General features: G+C 48.0%; 17 protein-coding genes and 1 tRNA gene. 10 read left to right on the top strand and 8 right to left on the bottom strand.

From position 1 onward, the window contains the following. Positions 1-239: 239 nt before the first annotated feature. The gene (locus Q335_RS0108455; RefSeq protein ID WP_028358245.1) at positions 240-1,247 is read left to right on the top strand and encodes a hypothetical protein; all 1,008 of its coding nucleotides are present in this window, start codon (positions 240-242) and stop codon (positions 1,245-1,247) included. Between the two features lie 369 nt (positions 1,248-1,616). Then, positions 1,617-1,693: transfer RNA gene (locus tag Q335_RS0108450), tRNA-Ile, on the top strand. 383 nt (positions 1,694-2,076) lie between these two features. Here the strand turns inward: Q335_RS0108450 and rho are convergent. Both rho and trxA read right to left on the bottom strand, forming a co-directional pair. Then, the gene (gene rho / locus Q335_RS0108445) at positions 2,077-3,333 is read right to left on the bottom strand and encodes a transcription termination factor Rho (RefSeq protein WP_028358244.1); all 1,257 of its coding nucleotides are present in this window, start codon (positions 3,331-3,333) and stop codon (positions 2,077-2,079) included. Positions 3,334-3,464: 131 nt separating this feature from the next. Further along, positions 3,465-3,791, bottom strand: coding sequence for a thioredoxin (gene trxA, locus Q335_RS0108440; RefSeq protein WP_028358243.1), 327 nt, complete (start codon positions 3,789-3,791; stop codon positions 3,465-3,467). A 772-nt stretch (positions 3,792-4,563) separates the two neighbouring features. Between trxA and parE the strand changes: the two genes are divergently transcribed. The 3 genes from parE to Q335_RS0108425 all read left to right on the top strand — a co-directional run bounded on the left by parE (position 4,564) and on the right by Q335_RS0108425 (position 9,998). Further along, on the top strand, positions 4,564-6,537 hold the full coding sequence (parE, locus tag Q335_RS0108435) for a DNA topoisomerase IV subunit B (RefSeq protein ID WP_038369692.1): 1,974 nt from the start codon (positions 4,564-4,566) through the stop codon (positions 6,535-6,537). A gap of 1 nt (position 6,538) precedes the next feature. Continuing rightward, a complete protein-coding gene (parC, locus tag Q335_RS0108430; protein ID WP_028358241.1) occupies positions 6,539-8,857 on the top strand; it encodes a DNA topoisomerase IV subunit A in 2,319 nt (772 codons plus the stop codon). Between the two features lie 94 nt (positions 8,858-8,951). Continuing rightward, positions 8,952-9,998, top strand: a complete 1,047-nt coding sequence (locus Q335_RS0108425; RefSeq protein WP_028358240.1) for a CDP-6-deoxy-delta-3,4-glucoseen reductase — start codon at positions 8,952-8,954, stop codon at positions 9,996-9,998. An 80-nt stretch (positions 9,999-10,078) separates the two neighbouring features. Here Q335_RS0108425 and serB read toward each other — a convergent pair whose 3' ends face one another. Together serB and mfd are read right to left on the bottom strand one after the other, a co-directional pair. After that, complete coding sequence (gene serB / locus Q335_RS0108420) at positions 10,079-10,969, bottom strand: phosphoserine phosphatase SerB (RefSeq protein ID WP_051532418.1); 891 nt, start codon at positions 10,967-10,969, stop codon at positions 10,079-10,081. Positions 10,970-10,978: 9 nt separating this feature from the next. Further along, on the bottom strand, positions 10,979-14,503 hold the full coding sequence (gene mfd / locus Q335_RS09885; protein ID WP_038369691.1) for a transcription-repair coupling factor: 3,525 nt from the start codon (positions 14,501-14,503) through the stop codon (positions 10,979-10,981). A gap of 114 nt (positions 14,504-14,617) precedes the next feature. Between mfd and ispD the strand changes: the two genes are divergently transcribed. After that, positions 14,618-15,322 carry a 2-C-methyl-D-erythritol 4-phosphate cytidylyltransferase gene (gene ispD, locus Q335_RS0108410; RefSeq protein WP_028358238.1) on the top strand — a complete coding sequence of 235 codons (705 nt, stop codon included), beginning with the start codon at positions 14,618-14,620 and terminating at the stop codon, positions 15,320-15,322. Between the two features lie 34 nt (positions 15,323-15,356). Then, on the top strand, positions 15,357-15,866 hold the full coding sequence (gene ispF, locus Q335_RS0108405) for a 2-C-methyl-D-erythritol 2,4-cyclodiphosphate synthase (RefSeq protein ID WP_028358237.1): 510 nt from the start codon (positions 15,357-15,359) through the stop codon (positions 15,864-15,866). A 432-nt stretch (positions 15,867-16,298) separates the two neighbouring features. Here ispF and Q335_RS0108400 read toward each other — a convergent pair whose 3' ends face one another. The 3 genes from Q335_RS0108400 to ompR form a co-directional block, all read right to left on the bottom strand. Beyond that, positions 16,299-16,847 (bottom strand): peroxiredoxin, encoded by a 549-nt coding sequence (locus Q335_RS0108400; protein ID WP_028358236.1) that lies wholly within the window; start codon positions 16,845-16,847, stop codon positions 16,299-16,301. A gap of 84 nt (positions 16,848-16,931) precedes the next feature. Beyond that, entirely contained in the window at positions 16,932-18,356 is a 1,425-nt protein-coding gene (locus tag Q335_RS09880; protein ID WP_051532417.1) for an ATP-binding protein, read from the bottom strand. 89 nt (positions 18,357-18,445) lie between these two features. Next, positions 18,446-19,186, bottom strand: a complete 741-nt coding sequence (ompR, locus tag Q335_RS0108390; protein WP_028358235.1) for an osmolarity response regulator transcription factor OmpR — start codon at positions 19,184-19,186, stop codon at positions 18,446-18,448. 185 nt (positions 19,187-19,371) lie between these two features. On the opposite strand from ompR, the gene Q335_RS0108385 reads away from it, so the two are divergent. Beyond that, positions 19,372-20,766, top strand: coding sequence for a bifunctional tRNA (adenosine(37)-N6)-threonylcarbamoyltransferase complex dimerization subunit type 1 TsaB/ribosomal protein alanine acetyltransferase RimI (locus Q335_RS0108385; protein WP_051532416.1), 1,395 nt, complete (start codon positions 19,372-19,374; stop codon positions 20,764-20,766). Continuing rightward, complete coding sequence (locus tag Q335_RS0108380; RefSeq protein ID WP_028358233.1) at positions 20,763-21,731, top strand: uracil-DNA glycosylase; 969 nt, start codon at positions 20,763-20,765, stop codon at positions 21,729-21,731. Before Q335_RS0108385 ends, Q335_RS0108380 begins: the two co-directional genes overlap by 4 nt. 54 nt (positions 21,732-21,785) lie before the next feature. Here Q335_RS0108380 and lplT read toward each other — a convergent pair whose 3' ends face one another. After that, on the bottom strand, positions 21,786-23,090 hold the full coding sequence (gene lplT, locus Q335_RS0108375; RefSeq protein ID WP_028358232.1) for a lysophospholipid transporter LplT: 1,305 nt from the start codon (positions 23,088-23,090) through the stop codon (positions 21,786-21,788). 188 nt (positions 23,091-23,278) lie between these two features. On the opposite strand from lplT, the gene smc reads away from it, so the two are divergent. Next, on the top strand, positions 23,279-26,806 hold the full coding sequence (smc, locus tag Q335_RS0108370; RefSeq protein ID WP_028358231.1) for a chromosome segregation protein SMC: 3,528 nt from the start codon (positions 23,279-23,281) through the stop codon (positions 26,804-26,806). The last annotated feature ends 7 nt before the right edge of the window (positions 26,807-26,813 follow it).

Here is a 26,813-nt window from a genome sequence, read left to right as displayed (position 1 = left end):
GACAGCAAAGAGTTAGAAACGTAAATCTAGTGTAATCCCTTATTGTAAAGCAGGCCGTCAGTGCTCGGACAACGATATTCGGCAAGTTTTCCTAAATTCACACGACTTATTCAAAAGATTTGAGGCAGTCGTCAACCATCGCCATAGTGGTTTTGACGTATATCTGTGTGGTCAAAATGCCTGTATTTTTTAAAAATTATAAAAGCAATGAATTCATGGTAAACAGCCGAGGAGGAGCGATGACAGAATCAAACGTATACAATGTTGCGACAGGCAATGAACCACAGCCAGAAAACGAACCACAGCCTAAGCCAAAACTTTTAATTGGCAAAATTCCAGCAAAGACCAGCCTCAAACTGTCATTCTCAATTCTCAAAAAAAACTGGCTTAAATGTCTACTCGTCCCCACCTTAATCTACGCGTTTATCTTTGTGTGCTTTTCCTTGTGTATAGGCGGCATTTCAGGGATAGGTTTTGTGGTGGACGCGGGCTCCGAATTCAATGTCCCATTGATTATTTTTTTGATAGTGTGCGCGCCCATTGGCTTAGTCTATAGTATCAAGTTGTGTTTGAATTACTTTCGCATGCTAGCAGCCATGGTTTTTGAAGATGACCATAAGATGCGAATCCGCTTGCTTTTTAAGTTTCGTGCCAACGATAAGCTTTTTTGGGTGTTGGTTTTGTCAGTTATCGCAGGCTACGCGGTAAGTAGTATGACGGGGATATTGTTTTTGCCACTATTACACCTTCCTAGTGAGTTACAACTCTTCTTCGTTGTTGTTGTCTCAATAGTCAGCACGTGTGCTCTATATTCGGTCCCTATGTATAGTATACCGATCTCCCTGCGCTATCCTAGACTTCCAATCACTGAAATATTGACCAACAACTTTACCGTCATATATAAAAATCTCACCTTAAGTGCCGCTGTTTTTATTATTTTTATAGCGGGTTTACCCCTTGTCATTTCTGGTATTTACATCTTGCTAACTACATTTAGCTCATGGTTAATTCACAGTTCACTCTTTAGCTTTGCTGAACTACCGCATCAAGTAGCCATTGCCAAACAAGAGGCTATCCTTCATCGGGTTAATATCGCACTCATAGTGGTGGCGTCTATTGGGGCTGTCTATAGTGTTATCTACTTTTTGATATGGACCTTCACAGCTGTGATGCTGGGGACGAGTGCTCCACAAGCCCCTGCAAGTCCGGAGACCATTAACGTACAACCTTTGGAGCCAGCGACCTAAGCTGTCTTTACAGGGCAAACGTGGTTTAAGATGGCATAAGGCTGCATACAGGGGCGGGTGTTTACCTAACCCTGTATAAACCTATATAAACCTACATAAACTTTTATAAACTTATATAAACCTATACAAGTTTATATAAACGGGTCTAGCGTTGCATAAGGTAGATTCAACGATCGAAGCGCATAAACTTCGCGCAAAAATATATTTATTTGTAGCAGAATCTGCTACAATCTAAGACTTACTTTTTTGGGTGCGAGCATCCGTTAAGCGGGTATCAATGGATCTAGTGCTTATATACTAAGGCTATGATTGCTGAGATGACTCGTGACAGCCAATGATGCACAATTATAATGGCATAACACCCTAAAGCCCCCTGTAGCTCAGTTGGTTAGAGCAGAGGACTCATAATCCTTTGGTCGCTGGTTCAAGTCCAGCCGGGGGGACCAATGGCTATGGCATTTGATTCACTATAGTCCAGTATGATTACATCGTTGTGCCATCTTTAGCCCAGCTTTATTCTCCCTTTATCTCTCCTTGTTTCACCTTTATTCTTCCTTTGTCTCAGCTTTATTCCATTATCTGTAACAGTGCGTTGGCATTTTAATTATTCGTTTTGCTGTTTTTTTAGTGGCTAAACGCTAAGTAGCGTTAAGTCTTGAACGGCATTCAGTCTAAAACCCAGCTCTAGACCCAGCGTGTTACATTTAACACCCTCATGCCTAAGCCCTTGCCCTATAGCTTGTACAAGATATACTGACAAAAAAAGCCACTGGTTATCACAGTGGCTTTGGTCATTCTTTGATACTTTAGGCAAACCGCCCAACGCTAGTTAGCGCTTCATCATATCAAAAAACTCATCATTCGTTTTAGTAGCACGGACCTTATCCATAATGAATTCCATGGCTTCCACCTCGTCCATATCATGAATGAATTTGCGTAAGACCCAGGTTTTTTGGAGCTTGTCGGCTTTCATGAGTAGTTCCTCACGACGGGTGCCCGATTTATTGAGGTTAATAGCAGGGTAGAGGCGTTTTTCAGCCAGACGACGCTCGAGATGAATCTCGGCGTTACCCGTACCCTTAAACTCTTCATAAATGACCTCATCCATGCGGCTACCTGTTTCAATCAAAGCGGTACCAATAATCGTAAGGGAACCGCCTTCTTCGATATTACGTGCCGCCCCAAAGAAGCGTTTTGGTCGTTGTAAAGCATTGGCATCCACGCCCCCGGTGAGGACCTTGCCAGAGGCCGGGACGACGGTATTGTAGGCCCGAGCTAAACGGGTAATGGAATCGAGCAAGATGACCACGTCTTTTTTGAGTTCGACCAAGCGTTTGGCCTTTTCGATGACCATCTCAGCCACTTGTACGTGGCGAGTGGCGGGCTCATCAAAGGTGGAGGCAATCACTTCGCCACGCACCGTGCGTTGCATCTCAGTGACTTCTTCGGGACGCTCATCGACCAATAACACAATGAGGGTGGAATCTGGGTAGTTGGTGGTAATGGAATGTGCAATATGTTGCATCATGACCGTTTTACCAGATTTTGGGCTGGCGACAATTAGCGCCCGTTGTCCCTTACCAATAGGGGCAAAAATGTCTAAAATGCGACCCGTGTAATTTTCTTCACTCTTGATATTGCGCTCCAAAATCATCGGTTCATTTGGATGCAAAGGCGTGAGGTTTTCAAAAATCATGCGGTGTTTCACGGTTTCGGGAGAAACACCATTGACGCGTTCGACTTTGACGAGCGCAAAATAACGTTCACTTTCTTTAGGAACGCGAACTTCGCCTTCGATAGAGTCGCCAGTATGCAAATTAAAGCGACGAATTTGTGAAGGGGAAATATAAATATCTTCCGCACTGGCCAAGTAAGAGGTGTCGCTAGAGCGCAAAAAGCCAAAGCCGTCGGGTAGGACTTCTAAGACCCCATCTCCAAAAATTTGTTCGCCCGTTTTGGCGCGTTTTTTCATGATGGCAAACATGAGTTCTTGTTTGCGCAAGCGGTTGGCATTGTCGATATTAAGCTCGGCGGCAATCTCCAGTAATTCTGGGACTTTTTTAGTTTTAAGTTCGTTAAGATGCATTAGTGTAGTGATACAGAGATAGGATGTTTGATAGTCAACAAGCCGTTGCGGGTGCTAGGCACCCGCGGCTGTGTTTGCGTAAATTGAAAAAAGTCTGTGTGATGTGCTAAGAAAGAGGCTGGAAATGAAGATTAGATATGGCCATCGATAAAACCAAATAATTGGTTTTTGTCTACAGCACCCACTTTAGTGTCAACGACTTCACCGTTTTTGAATAACTTGAGTGTTGGGATACCACGTACGCCAAATTTAGCGGCAACGTTAGGGTAGTCTTGGACGTCAACTTTGACCACTTGGAGGCGATCTTTGTATTGCGTCGCAGCCTCTTCTAAAAGAGGTGCGATGGCTTTACAGGGACCGCACCAAGGTGCCCAGTAATCCACCAAAACAGGTTGTTCTGATTGTAAAACATCAGCATCGAATTTATCTTCTGTGGTGTTTTTGATTAAGTCGCTCATAGTATCTCACTAAAAAATCAAGAGTAAAATCGTTAGTAGGCTAATCGGGTCACCTTGCATCAGGGGCAAACAGTTATTTGCCGTGACTGCTAGTGAACGGGCCTTAATGCATAAACCCATGGGTAGTTGTGCGATGTGCTAGCATGGCGAGCGGCTCGTCATTGCTAGGAACTCGCGGATATCACTGATATCATCGTGGCAGTGGCAACTTGTGCTAGTTTGCATACCTTGGGCAAGCATAGTGCCTGCATAGTGCCTACACTGGTTTACGCTAGGACTCCCTAAGTCTCTATCAAATCGTCCGATTAAATCGTACTAAGTCATGGCTTAGGCATCATGGATGAGGCCCATAGATTAGGCTTGGCCAACTAAGGATAGAAAGACTTAGGATAGTAGGGTAAACAGAACGCTTATATTGATTCATTGATCACAATAAGAGCCCGGATAAACTGTGCACACATGACAGCCAATCACTCAGTTATCAAGCCGTCATCCATGAATGCTCACTTAATGTTCAATCAATGGTCATTGATGCCACACGTGGTCTTATAATCACGCGAGGTCGCGTTTGGTCATGTTTAGTCACACGAGCTTATGGGTACTAACTTGTGGCTTTTTATGATAGGGAATTGCTCAATAAAGCATTGCTGAGCCCTTTAGCCTTTATTATCACGTTAGAATAACATTATTTTAAAAAAGTGGGTTAACCATACCCAAAAAACAACAAATAACCTTATAACTCATTAATCTAAAGCAACTTTTTTAGTCGATTATGAATAAATCCAGTCAAACCGCCTACGATGAAGCGTCGATTCGAGTCCTCAAAGGACTGGAGCCCGTTCGCGAGCGTCCTGGCATGTATACACGCACAGATACACCACTGCATATTGTGCAAGAGGTGATTGATAATGCTGCCGATGAGGCGTTGGCGGGATTTTGTCAGCATATCGATGTGACCTTACACACGGATCAAAGCGTTACGGTCAGCGATGATGGACGTGGTATTCCGGTGGGGCTTCATGCCGAAGAAAAGTTGCCAGTGGTTGAAATTGTCTTTACGCAATTGCACGCCGGCGGTAAATTCGACAAAAAAGCGGGCGGGGCTTATGCCTTTTCGGGGGGCTTGCATGGCGTCGGGGTCTCGGTGACCAATGCCTTATCCACCCGTCTAGAAGTCAATGTACAGCGTGACGGCCAACAATATCAATTGGTGTTTAAGGATGGCGGCCATATCGAAAAGCCATTGCAAGCGGTTGGTAAGGTCAAAAAATCCGTAACTGGTACTTCGGTTACGGTCTGGCCCGATCCTAAATACTTTGACAACAAGCATATCCCGCTCAACGACTTAATGCATTTATTACAGAGCAAAGCCGTGTTGTTGCCGGGCGTGAGTATTTCCTTGACCCTAGAAAAAACCGGTGAAACCAAGCGCTGGCTCTACCAAGAGGGTCTCCAAGGTTATTTACAAGAAGAGCTCGCCGATCAGGAATTATTGGTGCCGTTGTTTATCGATCAGAACTTTATGGACGCCAATGATGAGCAATTCTCTGAGGGTGAGGGCGCACAATGGGCGGTGGCCTGGACCCTAGAAGGCGCGATTGCCCGCGAGTCTTTTGTCAATCTGATTCCGACGACGGCAGGCGGAACTCACGAAGCAGGCCTGCGCGATGGACTTTTTACCGCCCTCAAAGGTTTTATTGAATTACATAATCTTTTACCTAAAGGGGTCAAACTGTTGGCCGAAGATCTGTTTTCTAGAGCCAGTTTTGTGTTATCGGCAAAAATTCTGGATCCACAGTTTCAAGGACAGACCAAAGAGCGCCTAAACAGTCGTGATGCTTTGCGTTTGGTGTCGAATTTTGTCAAAACCTCGTTTGAATTGTGGCTCAACTCCAATGTGGAGTGGGGACGTAAATTAGCCGAACTAGCCATCAAGCAAGCGCAGGCGCGTAATCGAGCTAGCAAAAAGGTAGAAAAACGCAAAAGCTCGGGCGTGGCAGTGTTACCAGGTAAGTTGACAGATTGTGAATCCGATGACACGAGCCGCACTGAAGTCTTTTTAGTGGAGGGTGACTCCGCGGGCGGCTCAGCCAAAATGGGTCGTGATAAGGAATTCCAAGCGATTTTACCCTTGCGTGGTAAGGTCTTAAATGCCTGGGAGGTGGATCGGGATCGTTTATTTGCCAATAACGAAATCCATGATATTGCCGTTGCCATTGGAGTGGATCCCCACAGTGCTAGCGACAACCCTGATCTGTCAGGCTTGCGTTATCGACGAATTTGTATTTTGTCCGATGCCGATGTCGATGGCTCACATATTCAAGTTCTACTGCTAACGCTGTTTTATAAGCATTTTCCGAAGCTTGTCGAAAATGGCTTTGTGTATATTGCGCAACCCCCCCTTTATAGGGTCGATGTACCGGCGCAAGGCAAGCGTCCAATGCGCAAGATTTATTGCCTCGACAACAATGAGCTTGACGCTGTCACAGAAAAACTCAGCAAGGAGAATATTAAGTCCAATGCCTTATCGATCAGCCGCTTTAAAGGCTTGGGTGAAATGAGTCCAGAGCAGCTCTGGGAGACGACGATGAATCCGGATACGCGGCGTTTATTACCGGTGGCTTATGGTGAACTGAGCCCAGAGCAAACCTTGGCGGTTTTTGATATGTTAATGGCCAAAAGCGAATCCGCACAACGCCGCGCCTGGCTGGAAGATAAAGGCAACTTAGCAGAATTGGATATTTAACATGGATAACATGGATCAAACGGATTTATTTGCAAAAGAGTCTGGGCAAGACTTGATTACCTTAGGATACTACGCCGAAAAAGCCTATTTAGACTATGCCGTTTCGGTGGTCAAAGGCAGGGCGTTACCAGATGTTTGTGACGGCCAAAAACCGGTGCAGCGACGGATTCTTTTTGCGATGCACCAAATGAATCTGAAAGCAGGCGCCAAGCCTGTTAAATCGGCGCGTGTTGTCGGGGACGTCTTAGGTCGTTTTCATCCCCACGGTGATCAACCCGCCTACGACGCGATGGTGCGCATGGCACAACAGTTCACCTTACGTTATCCGCTGATTGATGGTCAGGGTAATTTTGGCTCAAGAGATGGCGATGGCGCAGCGGCCATGCGTTATACAGAGGCCCGTTTGACCGCCTATGCCAATTTACTGCTCGACGAGCTCAATGAGGGCACGGTCGATTTTATGCCCAATTATGATGGTACTGAGCAAGAACCGAAAATGCTGCCGGCGCGCTTGCCCATGATGCTGTTGAATGGTGCCTCGGGGATTGCCGTGGGCATGGCCACAGAAGTAGTGTCGCATAATTTACATGAAGTGGCACAAGCCTGTATGGCCTTACTAAAGCAACCCGAGCTCAGTACGGCCGACTTAATGCACTATATTCCAGGCCCTGATTTTGTGAATGGGGCACAAATTATTTCTGAGCGCAGTGAAATTGAGCAGATCTACGCCAAAGGCAAGGGCTCACTTAAAGTGCGAGCCCGTTGGGTGTTTGAAGAGTTAGCCCGCAATCAATGGCAATTGGTGGTTACAGAATTACCTCCAAATACCTCGAGCCAAAAAATTCTCGAAGAGATCGAGGATATTACGAATCCGAAGCTCAAGGCCGGCAAAAAATCGCTCAGTCAAGAACAACAACACGCTAAAGCTTCGATGCTGTCTATGCTCGATACAGTGCGCGATGAATCTGGCAAAGAAGCAGCTGTGCGCTTGGTGTTTGAACCCAAATCATCACGCATTAACCGTCAAGAATTTGTCAATCAGTTGCTCGCTAAAACCAGTTTGGAAGGCAATGTCGCGATTAACCTGGTCTGTATTGGTATCGATGGAAAACCGGCGCAGCGCTGTCTTAAAGACATCCTAGCGCAATGGTTGCGTTTTCGTACCAGTACGGTGACACGCCGCACGCAATTTCGTCTTGATAAGGTCTTAGATCGTATCCATGTCCTGGAAGGGCGCATGTTGGTGTACTTGAATGTTGATGAAGTGATTCAAACCATTCGAGAATCCGATGATCCCAAAGCGGCCTTGATGCAGCGTTTTACTCTCAGCGAACGACAGGCCGAGGATATTTTAGAGATGCGTCTACGCCAATTGGCGCGTCTCGAGGGCTTTAAAATCGAGCAAGAACTCGAGGATAAAAAGCAACAACGGGCGGAGCTCGAACATCTCTTAGGTGATGCTAACGCCCTGCGTCGCCTGATTAGTAAAGAGCTCAAGGCGGATGCCGACAAATACGGCGATGAACGTCGTACACTGATTGAAACCGCCGCTAAGGCCAGTATTGAGGTCAAAATTCCAGATGAGCCAGTCACCGTGGTTGTCTCAAGTAAGGGTTGGCTCCGTAGTCGTCAGGGACATGGCCATAGTGCCGAGCAGTTTAACTTTAAATCAGGCGATGCTTTGTATGCGACCTTTGAGTGTCGCAGTACCGATAACCTGATTGCTATTGGTGACAATGGTCAAGTCTATACCGTGGCAGTGGCTAATCTGCCCTCCGCCCGTGGCGATGGACAACCGATTACCGCCCTGGCCGAGATTCAGGCGGGGACTAGTATTGTGCATATGCTAGTAGGTGCCGATCAAGATCGCTGGCTTTTAGCGCAGAGCAATGGGGTTGGCTTTATGACTTGTGTGGCTGATATGAGTTCGCGCCTTAAAGCCGGCAAAAGCTTTATTAATCTAGAAGCCGATTTGCTGCGCCCTGTGGCTCTGCACGCCGACGATGATAAGCTAGCGCTTTTATCTGAAAAACAACGACTGCTACTGATTGACTGTTCTGAAATCAAGTACCTAAAAGGTGGTGGCAAGGGGACTAAACTCATGAATGTAGAGAGTCAGGACCCATTAGCCCAAATCCAAGCGTTTGGGCCAGCGGGTTTGGCCATCAGTGGCGAGTATCGCAAAAAAATCATGACCGAAATCCTTAAAGCCAGTGATTTACAAGACTATATGGGATCACGTGGGCGCAAAGGTAAGTCTTTTAAACACAAGATCAAAGCGCCGCAATTGTCACGTCCTGCCGAGCCAGTCGCCGAATAAATCTGAGCTATGCACACGCTGTATGTGCCTGCCCGGCCGTGCGCTGGGCAGGCCAGTATTTTTAACCGTTAACAAAAACAATTAAGCCGTAGGTATGAGTTATAAAGTCACGGTCCAACCGAGTGGACATGAATTTCAAGTACAAGAGCAACAAACCGTTTTAGACGCCGCCTTAGAGGCTGGTATTGTCCTACCTTATAGTTGCAAAAATGGTTCCTGTACGAGTTGTCAGGGCAAAGTCCTCAGTGGCGAGTATGAGGCGGGCAATGGCACGCAAATGCTGTTGACCGAGCAGGATCGCGCACAAGGGCAAACCTTGTTTTGTGAAACGTTTGCAAAATCGGACCTGGTGATTGAAAGTCGTGAAGTCCAAGTCTTGGCCGATATCATCGTCAGGAAAATGCCGTGCCGCGTGGTAGAAATGACGCAACACGGCACCGATGTCATGGTTCTCAAACTACAAATGCCTGCTAACCAACCCTATAAATACTATAGTGGTCAGTTCATGGATATGCTGCTCAAAGGCAATGTGAGACGCTCTTATTCAATGGCCAATCGTGCTTGTAGCGATGGTGTGGTTGAGTTGCATATTAAACATATGCCAGGGGGGTTATTTACTGATCATGTGTTTGGTGCGACTGAACCCGCCATGAAAGCGCGCCAAATTATGCGTATGGAGGGGCCGCTGGGTTCTTTTTTCCTACGTAAAGAGAGCGATAAGCCCATGATTTTTATGGCAACGGGCACTGGCTTTGCGCCCATAAAAGCCATGATGGAAGACTTGATCGCCGAAAATATCCATCGCCCTGTTGATTTTTATTGGGGGGTGCGTCAAGCCAGTGACCTGTATATGCATGATTTATGTCTGCAATGGCAACAGCAACTGGACTTTTTTAATTATCATCCTGTGCTTTCGCGTGCCGAGGATGATAAAGAATGGCAAGGGCGCCGTGGTTATATCCAGCATGCCATCGATGAAGATTTTACGGACTTGAGCAATTATCAAGTCTATGCCTGTGGTAATCCAGGCATGGTCATGCATGCCATGGAATTACTCCGTCAAAAAGGCTTACCTGAAGACAGTTTTTATGCCGATGCCTTTACCTCTGAGGCCGATAACCCAGACAATCTCAAAAAATAAGCGCTGCTCGTCGATACTGTACCGCAACGGTTTAAGTAGTTCTCGGGATCATCGCGGTTGGGGCTGCGGCTACTTTACATTTATTCAAAAAGGGTAAGGGCGGCGTTTAAGCCATTATGATTAAGCTTAAAGCGTGCCTGGGCTTGGACGGCGGGCTTGGCGCAATAAGCAAACGAATAGGCAACGCAACGCATCATTGGTAAGTCATTAGAACCATCACCCATGGCAATACAGTTTTCTGGAGTGAGGTCCAGGTCTTTCGCGAGGGCTTGGAGATGGGCGGCTTTAGCAGCACCATCCAAAATGGGTCCTAGCACCTGACCCGTTAACACGCCATCACTGATCGCTAGCTCATTGGCATACGCGTAGTCTAGGCCCAATTGCTGTTGCAAACGTTCAGTAAAAAACGTGAAGCCGCCAGAGACTAATAAGGTCTTAATGCCATGTTTTTGTGCGGTTTGGATGAGTTGTTGGGCGCCCGGATTGAGGCGTAATTTTTGTGTAAACACCGCTTCGAGTGCCGTCGCGGGCACACCTTTGAGCAAGGCGACGCGGCGCCGTAAACTCTCTGCAAAATCCTTAATCTCGCCACGCATGGCGGCCTCGGTGATAGCGGCCACTTCGGCCTTGCGACCAGCGATGGCAGCGATCTCATCGATGCATTCGATATTAATTAAGGTGGAATCCATGTCCATGGCGATTAATTTAATTTGTGACATGGGCACCAAGTGCTCAAGCAAAGCGTAATCGATTTTGTGTTGCTCTGCCCAAGTGTAAAACGACGGCAACTCAGCAGGCGCCACATCAAAAAAACGCACGGCATAATTGTGCAGGCGTTTAACCGTCTCGGCCTCGAGTAGGGCGGCCGCTTGCTCTAGCAGCGCATCGTCTAGTGCAGGACTCTGCAGCAATAAGCAATTACTGGGCTTAGCGGCTGGTTCAGGCGCCGCATTCAAAAACTCATGCAACATCATCATTCCTTAGTTGACGCGCGTTGTCGCTGTGCTGGCTGGGCTCGGCAGCGTGCGCATTTGCTGTAAAACGGCCATGACGGCTTGAATCCGCTGTTCTATAGAGAGATTGGCTTTGTATTCCAATTTAATTTTTTCTGGACCACTAAAATGCACTTGTTTATTACTTTGCACCAACTCAATTAAGCTCACAGGATCCACCTGCGGCTTGGCACTAAAGCTAAACTGGGCTTGTGTTTCACTAATATCGACGACATTAATATCGAACTGCTCGGCTTGCAGACGGATTTTGTGGCTAGCCAACAAGAGTTTGGCGGGTTCTGGCAAGGTACCTAGACGATCGATCATTTCTTCTTGGATGGCCATAATATCGGCATTGTCCTGGACATGCGAGAGTCGCTTATAAAAACTCAAACGCACATTAATATCTGGACAATAGTCATTGGGTAGCAGCGCGCTACTATGGAGTTTGACTTCACAGCCATGCTCAAACGGCGATTCATAATCAGGCTCCTGACCTTTTTTGAGAGCGCGAATCGCTTGATTGAGCATGTCCGTATATAGGCTAAAGCCGACCTCATGGATATTACCCGATTGCGATTCACCCAGAATTTCACCAGTGCCGCGGATTTCTAGGTCATGCATGGCTAAATAAAAGCCACTCCCTAATTCCTCCATGGATTGAATCGCTTCCAAGCGTTTGCGGGCATTACTGCTGATGGCATCTTCGCCTGGCGTCAATAAATAAGCATAGGCTTGGTGATGCGAGCGTCCCACCCGACCGCGCAATTGGTGCAATTGGGCTAAACCGAGTCTATCTGCCCGGTGAATAATAATGGTGTTGGCCGAAGGCACATCGATGCCGGTCTCGATAATGGTGGTGCACAGCAGAATATTAAAGCGCTGCTGATAGAAATTTTTCATGACCTGCTCGAGCTCGCGCTCGGGCAGTTGACCATGTGCGACGCCAATCCGCGCCTCTGGCAACAGCTCCTGTAAACGCGCTTGGCGGTTATAAATGGTATCGACTTCATTGTGCAAGAAATACACCTGGCCACCCCGTTTCAGCTCGCGCAGCACAGCTTCACGAATCGTCGAATTATCTTCGCGGCGGACAAAGGTTTTGATGGCGAGGCGTTTTTGTGGAGCCGTGGCGATCACAGAAAAATCGCGAATACCATCCAAGGACATGCCTAAGGTTCGAGGAATAGGCGTGGCCGTTAGGGTGAGAATATCCACCTCGGTGCGCAAAGCCTTGAGGGCTTCTTTTTGGCGTACCCCAAAGCGATGCTCCTCATCGATAATGACCAAGCCCAAGCGTTTAAATTGCGTGCCTTTAGAGAGCAATTTGTGAGTGCCAATCACAATATCGATGGTGCCGTCGGCTAAGCCTTGCAGCGTTTGCGTGACTTCTTTGCTGGCCCGAAAGCGTGATAACTCGGCTACTTTGACAGGCCAATCCGCAAAGCGATCCCTAAAGGTTTGGGCATGTTGCTCGGCTAACAGGGTGGTCGGACACAGCAAGGCCACTTGCTTGCCGTTAGCAATGGCGATAAAAGCGGCTCGTAAGGCCACTTCGGTTTTACCAAAACCTACATCGCCACACACCAGACGATCCATAGGGCGGGGCGCCGCCATATCGCTGATCACCGCCTTGATGGCATCGGCTTGGTCGGGAGTTTCTTCGAACTTAAATTCGCTGGCAAAGCGTTGATAATCGCTCATAGGCAGTTGCATGCTTTGACCCGCGCGGGCTTGGCGATGCGCATATAAGGACAAGAGCTCAGCCGCCGTATCACGCACTTGTTTGGCGGCTCGTTTGCGAGCTTTATCCCATTGCCCTGAACCCAAAGTATGTAAAGGTGCATTTTCAGGGTCACCCGCGCCATAGCGCGAGATCACGTGCAGTTGCGAGACAGGCACATAAAGCGTGCTGTCATTCGCATATTGCAACTTCAGCATTTCCACTTCGGCACCATCGACGGTCATATTCACCAAACCACAATAGCGACCAATACCGTAGTCTATGTGCACCACAGGATCACCTTCGCGCAACTCTGACAAGTCACGCACCATGGCATCAATATTGTCGCGATTTTCTTGTTGGTTACGACGGTGCCGCTGGCCGGAGCTGGCGCTATCTGGGTAGAGCTCGTTTTCGGTGATGAGCAGGCAATTCAGATCGTTGAGTCCAAACCCTTGAAATAAAGGCGTTGTACTAATGCTAAACAATTCAGTTACTGAGCTAAGCTCGGGTAAGTCGTCATAGACCTTGTTGACCTTAAGGCCATAATCGCCCATGGTTTGCAAAAGTGTCTCACGGCGGCCATCGGAATCGGCACATAAAATAATCGATTGTGCTTGCGCTTTGGCTTGCTTGAGCAGTTGCGATAGCGCTTTAAAGGGGTGCTCGCTTCGTCTTTGTACCGCGATATTGGGTACTGACGTAATAAAGTCGAGGGGACTGCCATGGTCAGGCGTCTCTGACGCTTGTGTAGCTTGTAAATGTAGTCGCGGATAATTTTTGAGCTGGGTAAAAAACGCCTCTTGCGTTAGAAATAAGGCCTCTGGTGGCAACACGGGACGCTCACGATCGCTATTTAAAAAGCGATAGCGGTTTTGGGTGTCTTGACTAAAATCGCTAATCACACTGGATAAGTCACCAATCGTGACCGCCAAATAAGCACCACTTAAATAATCAAAAATCGTCGCTGTTTGCTCAAAAAATAGGGGTAAATAATATTCCACCCCAGCAAAGGCAATGCCCTGGCTAATGTCACGATATGGCAGCGTTTTGGAAGGATCACCTTCAAAGGTTTCGCGAAAACGTGAGCGAAAATTATTCCGCGCTTCTTCATCGAGTGGGAACTCTCGACCCGGTAATAAATCGACCTGGCGCACACTATAAATACTGCGCTGCGTATCTACATCAAAGCTCCGAATAGAATCGATCTCATCATCAAATAAATCGAGACGATAGGGCAGCACCGAACCCATCGGAAAAATATCGATAATGCTGCCGCGTATACTAAACTCACCACTGCGTGCCACTTGCGAGACATGTTGATAATTGGCCAGGGTTAACTGCTGCTTCAGTGCTTCAAGATCCAGGCGTTGGCCTTGTTTGAAGGCAAAGGTATAGGCCGCCAAAAACGCCGTAGGTGGTAGGCAATACAGGGCGGTGGTGACAGGAATAAGTAAGATATCGACAGCATGCTGTTGCAGCGCATGGAGAGTTTGTAAGCGCTCGGAGATCAGATCCTGATGCGGAGAAAAACTATCGTAGGGTAGGGTTTCCCAGTCGGGAAATAAATGCACCTTGGCCTTGGTATTAAAGAGTTTAATTTCTTGTGATAGACGACGAGCTTGCAGTGGGTCTGCACAAAAAATCACTATGGGACCTTGACGGTTTGCCTGTAATTGCGCCAAATAATACGCATCCCCCGAACCCGGTGGTAAGGCTTGTTGTAATTTTTGGCCGGCTTTAAGACGGGTACTAAAAGATGCAATAAAATTTGCCAGAGTGCTGCTCATAGTCGTCAAAATCGTTATCTTTCTAAACGTTTTATTTTAACCCCTTTAAGCAGCAATGTTTTTGCTAAAAAATAGCTTGCTATAATTTGTAAATTCTATTTTTAGTCAAGCATTATGCGTATAGTGGCGATCCTTCCAGCGGCTGGAGTCGGACAGCGAGCGGCTCAATCCGCACAGCAAAAACCTAAGCAATACACGGAAATTAATGGCAAGACCATGCTGCAGCACAGCACCTTGGCCTTACTTCAAGATCCACGCCTAGAACGGGTCTATATCTCGGTGGCAGCTCAGGATCCGTATATTGAGGACTATGTATGGCCCGAGCAAGTGCAGATTCTCAAACAGGGCGGCGTGACCCGAGCCCATACCGTGCTGCAGAGTTTGGCACATTTATTAAGCCAGCAGCTATTAGATCCCCACGATTGGGTTTTGGTGCATGATGCTGCGCGTCCCGCCCTCAAAGCACAAGCGCTTGGGCGTTTGATTGATCATTGTCTTGCCGCGCATCAAGGCGGCATCTTGGCTCTGCCGATAGCCGACACCGTCAAACGTGCTAAGTGCGCTGAGTCATCTCCCGCGCAGATTGCCAGCACCCTTGATCGCCGTCAATTGTGGCTCGCGCAAACCCCGCAAATGTTTCCAGCACAAGCACTGCACGACGCCTTAGCGCAAGGCTTAGCGCAAGGCGCCAATATTACCGATGAGGCCAGCGCCATTGAACAGCAAGGCGCTGAGGTCTTATTAATCAAAGGCCATTGGGAAAATCTCAAAGTCACCTGGCCCGAAGATTTTGCACTAGTAGCGCATTTTTTAGACTAGTTTTTCTTAATCAGTATGTAAACGGAAAGTAATCATGACAGTTAACTCGGCACTTACTTGCCCTTTTAGAATCGGTCAAGGTTTTGATGTGCATGCCCTGGTTGAAGGGCGACCCTTGATCCTCGGTGGTGTCAGGTTGGAGCACTCCAAAGGCCTGCAAGGGCACTCCGATGCCGATGCCTTATTGCATGCCATTACCGACGCCATTCTCGGGGCGGCGGGCTTGGGGGATATTGGTCGGCATTTTCCAGATACCGATCCACGCTTTAAGGACGCCGATAGCCGTGAGTTGTTACGCCAGGCCTATGCCTTGGTTCGTAAGGAGTGGCAAATTGTCAATATTGATGCCACCATTCATGCCCAAGCGCCCAAAATTAAACCCTATGTTGACGCGATGATCGCTAATCTGGCGGCTGATCTGGATTTGGAGCCAAGTCTTATTAATATTAAAGGCAAGACCAATGAGCGTTTGGGTTATTTGGGACGTGAAGAGGGGATAGCCGTGACTTGCTCCTTGTTGCTATATCAGCGCCGAGGTGCTTAAGATCCCTAAGTTACCTAAGTTTCCTGAGTCTCTTAACACGCGATCGCTTGCGGCTTAAGCCACAGGGCTATCGCGTGTTCTTGCCTAAGCTCCTATCAGCACGTTGATTCGCTTTTTTAAGTGCGCATTACGTCGCATATTTGGGCGAACCTGAACATCTGTCTTAAAAGGTATCTAATAAGGCGTATTAAATAGTGTCTTAGACTGCGCCTGATAATGCGCCTGGTAATGTACCTTACATACGGCCTTTATCCACCCAATTCAAAAAAGCACAAAAAAGCCTGTATAAAGACATTCTATACAGGCTTATTGAGTTAAACGGCTAAGGATTAAAAAATCCCACCCTTTTCATGCACAGCCGCCAATAGCTATAAGGTAGCGCTTGATGCATTAAAGCTAGCGGCCTAAAACGGGTATGGCGCAGCGAGCTACTTAGAGCGTGTCGCCACCAATTTGACGATTACAACCGCAAAGCTCATCAGTTTGTAGGGCATCTAATAAGCGTAGCACTTCTTCAGTATTACGACCCACATCGAGGTTATTGACAGACACATGTTGGATAATATTGTCTGGGTCAACAATAAAGGTTGCGCGTAGCGCCACACCCGCTTGTTTGTCACGAATTCCCAATTGATCGATAAGTGAACCAGTAGTATCGGCAAACGAATAATGACCTAATTTATTCAGGTCAGGATGTTCGCGGCGCCAAGCTAATTTACAAAATTCATTATCGACAGAACCACCCATTAAAACCGCTTCGCGACTTTCAAATTCAGAGGCTAGATTATTAAAACCGACGATCTCGGTTGGGCACACAAAGGTGAAGTCTTTTGGATAAAAATAAATGACTTTCCATTTGCCAGGAAATGAGCTCTCTGTAATGTCTTCAAATGCGGATTGACCGTTTTCTTCTGGATTATTAAAACCTGGTTTGACACCAATGACCTTGAAGGCGTCGAGCTTGTCACCGACTGTTTTCATAAGTTGCCTCTCTGTTATTAAATTAAGCTAAGTAGGACTAAAAATAAGGAATATCAAGTCATTGTACATTAACTTCTTGAAACACTAAAGTGAGTCCTTGGTCTTTTTGGGTTTGTGCTTAGGAATCTCGATACGACAAATTAGTCCATGCGGCTCTTTATTGAAAAGATTCAAGGAACCATTCGCGTGTTTCAGTAAGCGCACACAAATGGCCAAGCCTAAGCCGGCACCACTGGCATTACTGCGGGCTTGCTCACCGCGCGCAAAAGGCCTTAACAAGCGACTCATCTCTTTGGGATCGACGCCCTTACCGTTATCGGCGACGTCGATGCGAATCTTGCCCTGATGCTCAGAGACATTAACGTCGATGTGCAAACGACCGTTTTCGTCCTTGCCGTAACGACGGGCATTTTCGATGAGGTTGCCCACCACGCGCTGCAAATTGATTTCTTTGATGCGGGCATAAAGATCAGGTTGGATCTCATAGCTGAGTTCACCGCCCCTAAATTCGGTATAGGACACATCGCGTTGACACAAATCCTCAATTAATTTCGAAATATTCAAGGGCTCTTCTGGTAACTCCCCGGTAGGACGGGCATAGTCCATCAACTGCGTAATGCAGTGATTAATTTGCTCAATATCGCCATCAATTGCATCGCGACTTTCCTCCGAAATACCACTCAGTTCAATCTCGAGGCGAATTCTCGCTAGTGGCGTACGCAAGTCATGAGAAATACCTGCCAACATGATCTCTCGGTCACTATCGAGCTGGCGTAAATCATGCACCATGGTATTGAAGGCATGGAAGAGCTCGACAATTTCGCGAGGCCCCTTGTTAACTGGCAAATCGGCGGGAGTTTCGCCGCGCGCCACAATTTGGGCATTTTGGCTTAAGCGACTGAGCGGTTGCATTAAAAATTGCACCCCCACGACTGAGGCCACCAAGGCTAAAGCCAAGACAAAGGCAAACCAGCGCAGCGTATCGTTAAAGTAAGAGGAGCGATCGATATCGTGACGGATCAATAACCAGTACAAATCATTATCAATGGTCATGCTCAACCACAAGCCACGCTCACCATTTAGCTCTGAGGCAATGATGATGTTTTCGCTATCGGGAATGATTTGCAGTAAATGATTTTGGACTAATTGCCAAAACGCCGAAGCGGGTAGGGGTTTGGTACTGTCGCTGAGCTCACGCGGATAAATCTGAGTATCGCCTTGTGTGGATAAGAGCACAACCAGCGAAGGCCGATCTTGTTGAGGCACATAGGAGAGCGTTTTTTGAGAAATACTAAGTGCTGAGGCCGCCCTTTCGGCCAGTTGATCAGCTTGTTGAACACGCTGGGAATTGACCACAAAATAAAACCAAGCCGACAGACTAATAATCATTAAGACTGTCATGAGTAAGAAACTACGCACAGTCAGGCTTAAATTTGATCCCCATTTAAAGCGTGGCGGGGTTAAATCGTCTTCGGTGTGAGAATCTGTCGGGGCAGTACTTAAAGGCATTAACGTGGTGATCTAAGAAGAGAGAGGAGGCTAGTATACACAAGAAATCAGACCGAGGATTTCGGTCTGATCGATTGCGCACTTATAATTTAGTTGCTACCGCCGTCTGGAATAAAGACGTAGCCGAGCCCCCAAACAGTTTGGATATAAATCGGTTTGGCCGGATCCGGTTCGAGCAATTTGCGCAAGCGAGAAATCTGCACATCGAGACTACGATCGTAGGCTAGAAACTCGCGACCTCGGGCTTTTTCCATGAGTTTTTCGCGAGATAAAGGCACCTTAGGATTGCGTGCAAATACTTTGAGTACAGAGAACTCACCCGTCGTGATAGGGATCACTTCCTTGCCTTTGGTGAGCGTGCGATTGGCGAGATTAAGGGTGTAAGGACCAAAACCTACAATCTCTGGCGTATGACTTGGGGCACCCGGTGGTTCATCCGGTGGCATACGACGGAATAGCGAGTTGATGCGTGCTAATAATTCGCGTGGATTGAAAGGCTTAGGTAGATAATCATCACTACCGATCTCGAGGCCTACAATACGGTCAATTTCTTCGGATTTGGCCGTGAGCATGATGATCGGTGTTTTGTTACCGGAACCGCGCAAACGACGACAAATTGAAAGGCCGTCTTCGCCAGGTAACATCAAGTCGAGAATTAATAAATCAAAATTCTCGCGCTGCCATAAGCGATTCATCTCTTTACCATCTTCGGCAACAAATACATTAAAACCTTGTTCGGTTAAATAGCGACGCAATTGATCGCGAAGACGGGCGTCATCATCGACGACAAGAATTTTACGTGTGAGTTGGGTAGTGGATTGTGTATTCATTAGGCCTACAACTTTTTTTAAATTAATAAATTGTTTTTTGTAAAATAGAACTTTATAAATGTCTAATACTATGAATTTAAGCATTAGATAGGCTTAACTTCACAGAATATTTGTAACATAATACTTCAGTATACGCCTTTATCTGGCAAGTCCAAGGGCGCAATGCGCCCATTCTCTTTTTATTTATGCTAGTAAATCTCCTTTCGGTCGAGAGTGCCGCCAATCAATCAAGTGTTGCTTTGTTACAATTTCCTGATCACCTGCCATACCAGGAGCGGCTGCAAACGTTATCATGCCCGTCCTTATTAGCGCCAACTCAGGCCGCCGCTGCGCAGGACGCTACCGATTCGGCTGTGCGTTTGTGGCAGCAATACAGTCAAGCCGGTCGTCAGCATTCTGAACAAATTCCGCAAATGTTAGACCGTCTCTTAGCACAGGCAGGCATCGGCAAACAGGATCTGCATGCGGTGGCGTTTGGCCAGGGCCCGGGCGCTTTTACAGGCTTGCGAATTGCCTGTGGGATGGCGCAAGGACTGAGCTTAGCGCTGGACATACCTGTGGTGGCGATTGATTCATTGCGAGCTGCCGCGCAATTATCGATGCAGGCCTTGCAGCCAGGGCAACCTTTGGTGGTGCTGCTCGATGCTCGCATGCAAGAGTGCTATATGGCGGTCTATCAATTGACGCCAGACACAGCGCTTGTAGAGGGACAGATTTATGAGGATCCTCTGACCTGTGTGCAAATGCCTAGTCTGATTCAAGTCAGTGATGTGGCCTTGTATTTACAGAGCCAATGGCCTGAGCAAAGCGTTTTACTCGCAGGCAATGCCTTACAGGAATACCCTCAATTGCTTGCGCAATTGCAGCAGCAACATATTCCTTATCAACTCGGCTCAACCGACTGGTTTGATGCCAGCGTCATTGCGCAGCTGGCCTTACCTAAAGTGTTGGCACAGCAAACCCTAGATCCAGCGTTAGCCGCGCCCATTTATATTCGCAACAAGGTCGCTTTTACCGAAGCCGAGCGCGCCCAAGGCGCTGGAGGCAATCCGCGTGCTCATTTTGCGCTGCCAAGCCAGCCCTCAACCATAACAGACGCGTCCGCTTCGGCATGTACCGCCATCCGCCCCATGCGCGAACAGGATATTGAGGCGGTCTTGGCGATTGAACAAGCGGTACAAACCGAGCCGTGGAGTCGCGGTAATTTTGCGGATTCTCTCAAGAGTGGTTATCAAGCTTTTGTCTATGTACAACCTGAGCCCAATAGTGGCATTGAACAGGTCTGTGGCTATGCCTTGCAGATGCTCGCCCCTGATGTCGCCCATTTATTATTGATTGGTGTGGCGCCGCACCAGCAAGGTCAGGGCATTGGTCAGGCCTTACTCAAGCGGCTCGAAGCCAGTGCCTTGCAGGCAGGTCTAAGTAGTCAAATGTTAGAAGTGAGGCAGTCTAACCAGCAGGCTAAACGCTTTTATGAACAAGCAAATTATCTGCCCATCGGCATTCGTAAGGGCTATTACAAAGGGGTCAATGGCGCCAGTGAAGACGCCATCATGCTGCAAAAAGAGTTAACACCATGAAAAAGTTGCCGCTCAGTGCCTTACAGTTACTATGGCTAGAAGAGCATAATATTCCGGCCTTATGGTCAATGCAGTGGAGTGATTTAGCGCCAGCACAAAATACAGAGCTTGCCAACACCTCAACTCCCGCCTCCAGGGCTCATGGTGCTACGGTAGCGCCGTCGAGTCACCCAGTGGCAGCCAGGGCAGGCTTAAGTGCGGCTTCACCGACACCATCGTCGACGCCCGCAGCGACCTCAAGCGCGGCAAGCGCGTCGGCTAAGGCAGCCACGGTGCCGCCCCCTAGACAGAGCACTCATGCGGCTGGCGATATTAAACGCAAGAAAGATCCTAGACAGGCGCTGTCAGCTCCTGAAAACAGCGTTCAGGCCTTAACCGTCGCTCAGGAGCTCCCCGATTTTACACAAATGTCCTGGCAGCAACTGACTGATTATGTGCAAACTTGCCAGGCGTGTAGCCTAGGGGCTGAGCGGGATCAACCGGTGTTTTCTAATGCCTTAGCAGGCGCGCCCGAAACATGCCGTTTTATGTTTGTGGTTGAGAACCCTTCGGGTCAGGATGACAGTGCCGGTGTGCCGCTATCAGGTAAAGTCGGCGAATTGTTTAAAAATATTTTGTTTGCCTTAAATATGAAGGCACAAGAGGTCATGATCACGCCTTTAGTGAAATGCCATTCGTTTACGACTGCTATCCAAGAGCCGAGTTTTGCGGCCTGCCTGCCCGTATTTAAGGAGCAGCTCGAGCGCTGTCGTCCAGAAGTGATTATTGCCTTTGGTAATGTGGCGGGTCGTCTTTTGGAGCTACAGGGCAATTTGTCCGATTGGCGTCAGCAACGCTTGACTTATGAAAGTCCCAATGGCTGGCAAGCGCCGGTGATCGCCACCCATCATCCGCAATATTTGTTGCTGAATCAAGCCTATAAAGCGCAGACGTGGCAGGATTTACGCCATTTGCGACAAGCCTAAAAAAGCGCCGTTCTGGCTGAGCCAACGGCGCTTTTTTTGGAGGTGATCACAGGCTTATTGCTTGCGACCGTGGCTGGTATCGCCAATCTCTGCATAGACCTCTGGAAAATGTTTTTCGTTATTGCGATTCCAGACAATCACCAGCGCCATCAAGACGGTCACAATGAGACCAAAGAACGTGATAATGGCATAGATTGAGAAATGGAACTTAATTAAGATGGTATAAATACCGACCATGAGGAGGATATTGAGCTGCTCATTGAAGTTTTGTACCGCAATGGAATGACCCGCCGAGAGCAGCACATGGCCACGGTGTTGTAATAAGGCATTCATGGGCACTACAAAAAAGCCTGAGAGCGCACCAATAAAAATTAGGGTACTAATCACGGCCCAATCCGACTTAATGACAATCATCAAGAGCACAGAGAGCCCCATAATCACGCCGACAGGTAAGACATGTAGGGACTTTTCGAGGGGCACGCGAGACGCTAGCGAAGCTCCGATGACGGTACCTACGGCGGTAATGCCCATAAGATTGGCCGATTCAGAAATACTAATACCTAAATGCACCTTACCCCATTCCAACACCAAGACCTGAATGGTGGCGCCTGCGCCCCAGAATAGGGTGGTGACCGCTAATGAAATTTGACCGACACGATCGCGCCAGAGCACGACCACGTAACGTGCAAAATTACGCGTGAGTTGGACGGGATTTTTTTCTTGTTTGGGATATTTGAAATGGGTATTGGGAATAGAGAGATTGCACAGGGCAGCTAAGACATAGACAAAACCAATAATAATGATGGCTGCTTCGGCTTGGGTATTGGCACTCATATGGATGATGGGTAGATTAAGTAGCCAATCCTTATAATGTGAATTGGTCAAAAAACCACCAAACACCACGCCCAGAATAATGGAGATTACGGTCAGCCCCTCGATCCAACTATTGCCCTTGACCAGGTCTTTGGGGGCGAGCATCTCTGTGACAATGCCGTATTTGGCGGGGGAGTAGGCGGCGGCACCAATCCCCACGACCCCATAGGCCAGACAGACAATATAAGCGTGTAGCATGGGGTTGTCATGATCTAAAAAACCAAAGGCAAACATCATGAGACAGCCGCCCAATTTGATCGCATTGGTCACAAACATGACCTTGCCTTTGGGGAAGCTATCGGCAATAGCGCCGACGTAGGCGGCAAGAATCACGTAAGCAAAAGCAAAAAACCACTTCATGATCGGGGTCATCCACTCGGGACCCTGAAGTTCGGCAATTAATGCAATGGCAGCAATAAATAAAGCATTATCAGCCAACGATGATAATGCCTGTGCCAATAAAACTAAATAAAACCCTTTTTTCAAGACGATTCCAATTGTTTGACTGTGCTAGAAAAAACCCAAGACACAGTGTGTAATTTGCTTATGAGAAATTTTAGTAATTGTACAGGTTTAATACATCACAACCCTTCGGTAAACAGCTAGGTTAAAATAACTGACTTATTAAATCTACTGAAACATTGTAACCTTTTTATTTTTTCTATTAATTCATAGTGCGTTTAACTCAATTAAAACTTTCTGGCTTCAAATCCTTTGTGGATCCCACTTCAGTGGCGATCCCAAGCCAATTGGTCGGGGTGGTCGGTCCCAACGGTTGTGGCAAATCCAATATTATTGATGCGGTGCGTTGGGTCCTCGGAGAAAGTCGAGCCTCAGAGTTACGAGGCGAATCCATGCAGGATGTGATTTTTAATGGGTCAGCGCATCGTAAACCGGCGGGTCGAGCCTCTGTCGAACTGATTTTTGATAATTCTGCCGGCCGTGCCATGGGACAGTGGAGCAGTTATTCAGAAATTGCTGTACGGCGCATCTTAACCCGCGACGGTACCAGTAGTTATTTGATCAATGGTCAACAAGTACGGCGTCGCGATATTTATGACTTGTTTTTGGGCACAGGGCTAGGTTCGCGGGGTTATGCCATAATTGGTCAAGGCATGATTAATCGCTTAATCGAAGCCAAACCTGAGGAATTGCGCGTCTACCTCGAAGAAGCCGCCGGCGTTTCGCGCTACAAGGAGCGGCGCCGTGAAACCGAAAATCGCTTAGCCGATACGGCCGATAATCTAACCCGTGTCGAAGATATTCTCAGTGAGCTAAGCAATCAGCTCGAACACCTCGAAAAGCAAGCGGCCGTAGCGCGTCGCTACAAAGACTTGCAAGCCGAGGGCGAACAAAAACAACATCTGCTCTGGTACATTCGCGAGCAACAAGCACAACAAAGTTACCAAACCCATAAAGCTCAAATTGCCGAGCAAACCCTAAAATTAGAGTCATCAATAGCGCAATTACGCCATGCCGAGGCCGAGGTTGAGAGTCGTCGCCAAAGTCATCACGATACGGCCGAGGATATGCACCGCGCCCAAGCGGCGATGTACGAAGCCAGTAGTTTGGTCAGCCGCCTCGAAGCGGAGCAGCGTCATGTGACCGAGTCCATGCAGCGTTTAGTCGAGCGCCAACAACAGCTAACGCAACAACGCCAAGAATGGCACGAACAAGACCAATATAATCAAGAGCGTTTAGAGGCGTTAAGCGAAGACAAAGAAGTCATTCAGGCCAAGCAAGAGCAGGCGCATATCGACCTAGAAACGCTGCAACAACAGTTGCCGCAACTCGAAACTGACTATCAGCAACAACAGCAGCAGCGCGAGCAGTTGCGCACACAAGTGCATCATGTGGAGCGCCAAATCGCATTATTACAGCAACAAGTGCAAGGTCAGCAACGGCAATCGCAGCAGCTCGCACAGCGCCAAGAGCGCCTGCGCCAAGAAAAAAATACCCTGCAAAGCCCAGATCACGCTCGCCTCGAGCAACTGCAAGGTGAACAAGACCTATTGCAACAATCGCTACAAGAAGCCCAAGCCAGACTGCAAGAGCTCGAAGAGCAAATCCCTGACTTAGAGCAGGCGCGCCAAGCAAAGCAAGCCCAATTACAACAAGCACAACAGCATCACACACGCTTGGAATCGCGTTGGCAGGCCTTACAAAAATTACAAGAAGACGTGCTGGCCAATAACGAGCTTGAACCTTGGCTCAAGCAACACGGGTTTTCTCAAGCCCCGCGTTTATTAGGACAATTGCAAATTGAAGCAGGCTGGGAGACGGCTCTCGAAGCGGTGCTCAGAGAGAAACTCACCGCTTTGCAAGTCCAGCAGTTGCAGCAACTCTGTGACCTCGAGGCGCAGGCGCCTAAGCAACGCCTCGTGTTTTTTTGCAAAACTATGCAGAGCGTCGCCAGCCCAAGCACGGGTCAATTCAAGCCCTTGCTGTCATTACTGCACTGTGCGGATCCCGACGTCAAAGCCGTACTCAGTCATTGGTTGCAGCATGTTTATCTGGCCGATAGCATACAAGGTGCTTTGGATCAGAGAGATCAATGGCCGGCACAGGCTTGTTTTGTCCTTAAATCAGGGCATATGGTAGATGCCTGTGGCGTGTCTTTTTATGCGGCTGATTCTGAGCAGGCCGGCATGCTGAGCCGACAACAAGAAATCAAAAATTTGCAATTCGAAATCAAGGCGCAGGCGCTCATCATAGAGCAATGCGAGAGTGCCGCGGCGCGTGCCAATAATCAGTTACAACAGGTGCAGCAAAGCATGCCCGCCGCGCGCCAACGACTCTCCGAACTGACAACACGCCAACATCATTTGCAGCTTGAGCATTCGCAATTAAGCCAACAAATTGCCCAAGCCGAAAAAATGTCACAACGCCTCGATGAGGAGTGGCAGGAGCTTAGCTTGCAAGCCGAAGAGGTGCAGGCGAGCTTGGCTCAGCATCAATTGGATTTAGAAGAGCTGCAGGCACAAGCCCAAGAGCAAGCCATGCAGTTAGACCAGAGTCAAGAGCAAGAACAGGTACTGCAAGCGCAGTTACAGTCTCAGCGTCAACAGGTACACGATGCCGAGAAACAATTGCAAGAAATGGCTTACGAAGCTCGAGCCTTAAATCAACGCCAAGCTGAGCTCCAACGCAATCAGGAGTTAGCGGCACGCCAAGTACAACAACATGAGCATGAACTCGCCACACTGACTGAGCAATTGGATGATTATGATGCGCAAGCCGCTCAAGCCGCCTTACAAGACGCTCTCGAAGAGCGCGCCATCAAAGAGGAGCATTTACAGGCCAGCCGTATCGAACTCGAAAACTTAGAAGCCTTATTGCGTCAAGCCGAAGAAACCCGTCTGCAATTAGAGCAATCGATTCAACCCAGTCGTGACGCCATTACCCAATTACAACTGGACGAGCAGGCTGCGCGCTTGCAAATGCAGCAGTTTGCCGAGCAAATCGATTTGCAAGCCGTCGATCGCCAGCAAATGGCACAATTTTTGCAAGACAAAGATCAGGAATGGTCCAATCCACGTTGGCTGCAAAGTGAAGTCCAAAAAGTGTCAAAACAAATCGATGGCTTAGGCGCTGTAAACTTAGCGGCCTTAGAGGAATTGCAACAAGCACAAGCGCGCAAAGCGTTCTTGGATCAGCAACAAGATGATTTGCAAAAAGCCATCGATACGCTCGAAGAGGCCATCCGTAAAATCGACCGAGAAACGAGAGAGTTATTGCAGGCGACCTTCAATCAAGTCAATGGGCACTTTGCGGAGCTATTTCCGCGCCTATTTGGAGGCGGTGAAGCCAAACTGATTATGACGGGTGACGAGATTCTGGATGCCGGTGTCCAAGTCATGGCGCAACCACCAGGCAAACGCAACAGCACCATTCACCTGTTATCTGGGGGTGAAAAAGCCCTGACGGCGACGGCCTTAGTGTTTGCGCTCTTTAAACTAAACCCTGCACCATTCTGCTTGCTCGATGAGGTCGATGCGCCACTGGATGACGCTAACACCGGTCGTTATGCCAATTTAGTGGAGTCCATGAGCGATCAAACCCAATTTTTATTTATTTCACACAATAAAATTGCCATGCAGATTGCCAAACAATTAATTGGTGTTACTATGCAAGAACAGGGCGTCTCCAGAATTGTGGCCGTTGACGTCGAGGCGGCTGTACATTTAGTAAATCAAGTATAAATTTGTA

The sequence above is a fragment of the Brackiella oedipodis DSM 13743 genome (assembly GCF_000621025.1).
Classification (GTDB): Bacteria; Pseudomonadota; Gammaproteobacteria; order Burkholderiales; family Burkholderiaceae_B; genus Oligella; species Oligella oedipodis.
Note: the sequence above shows the minus strand (reverse complement) of the source record. Positions and strands in the feature narration are given on the sequence as shown.

Bases quoted from the DNA above. Each gene is read 5' to 3' on its own strand.
- Q335_RS0108455 (WP_028358245.1), top strand. From the start codon at position 240: ATGACAGAATCAAACGTATACAATGTTGCGACAGGCAATGAACCACAG.
- rho (WP_028358244.1), bottom strand. From the start codon at position 3,333: ATGCATCTTAACGAACTTAAAACTAAAAAAGTCCCAGAATTACTGGAG.
- trxA (WP_028358243.1), bottom strand. From the start codon at position 3,791: ATGAGCGACTTAATCAAAAACACCACAGAAGATAAATTCGATGCTGAT.
- parE (WP_038369692.1), top strand. From the start codon at position 4,564: ATGAATAAATCCAGTCAAACCGCCTACGATGAAGCGTCGATTCGAGTC.
- parC (WP_028358241.1), top strand. From the start codon at position 6,539: ATGGATAACATGGATCAAACGGATTTATTTGCAAAAGAGTCTGGGCAA.
- Q335_RS0108425 (WP_028358240.1), top strand. From the start codon at position 8,952: ATGAGTTATAAAGTCACGGTCCAACCGAGTGGACATGAATTTCAAGTA.
- serB (WP_051532418.1), bottom strand. From the start codon at position 10,969: ATGTTGCATGAGTTTTTGAATGCGGCGCCTGAACCAGCCGCTAAGCCC.
- mfd (WP_038369691.1), bottom strand. From the start codon at position 14,503: ATGAGCAGCACTCTGGCAAATTTTATTGCATCTTTTAGTACCCGTCTT.
- ispD (WP_028358238.1), top strand. From the start codon at position 14,618: ATGCGTATAGTGGCGATCCTTCCAGCGGCTGGAGTCGGACAGCGAGCG.
- ispF (WP_028358237.1), top strand. From the start codon at position 15,357: ATGACAGTTAACTCGGCACTTACTTGCCCTTTTAGAATCGGTCAAGGT.
- Q335_RS0108400 (WP_028358236.1), bottom strand. From the start codon at position 16,847: ATGAAAACAGTCGGTGACAAGCTCGACGCCTTCAAGGTCATTGGTGTC.
- Q335_RS09880 (WP_051532417.1), bottom strand. From the start codon at position 18,356: ATGCCTTTAAGTACTGCCCCGACAGATTCTCACACCGAAGACGATTTA.
- ompR (WP_028358235.1), bottom strand. From the start codon at position 19,186: ATGAATACACAATCCACTACCCAACTCACACGTAAAATTCTTGTCGTC.
- Q335_RS0108385 (WP_051532416.1), top strand. From the start codon at position 19,372: ATGCTAGTAAATCTCCTTTCGGTCGAGAGTGCCGCCAATCAATCAAGT.
- Q335_RS0108380 (WP_028358233.1), top strand. From the start codon at position 20,763: ATGAAAAAGTTGCCGCTCAGTGCCTTACAGTTACTATGGCTAGAAGAG.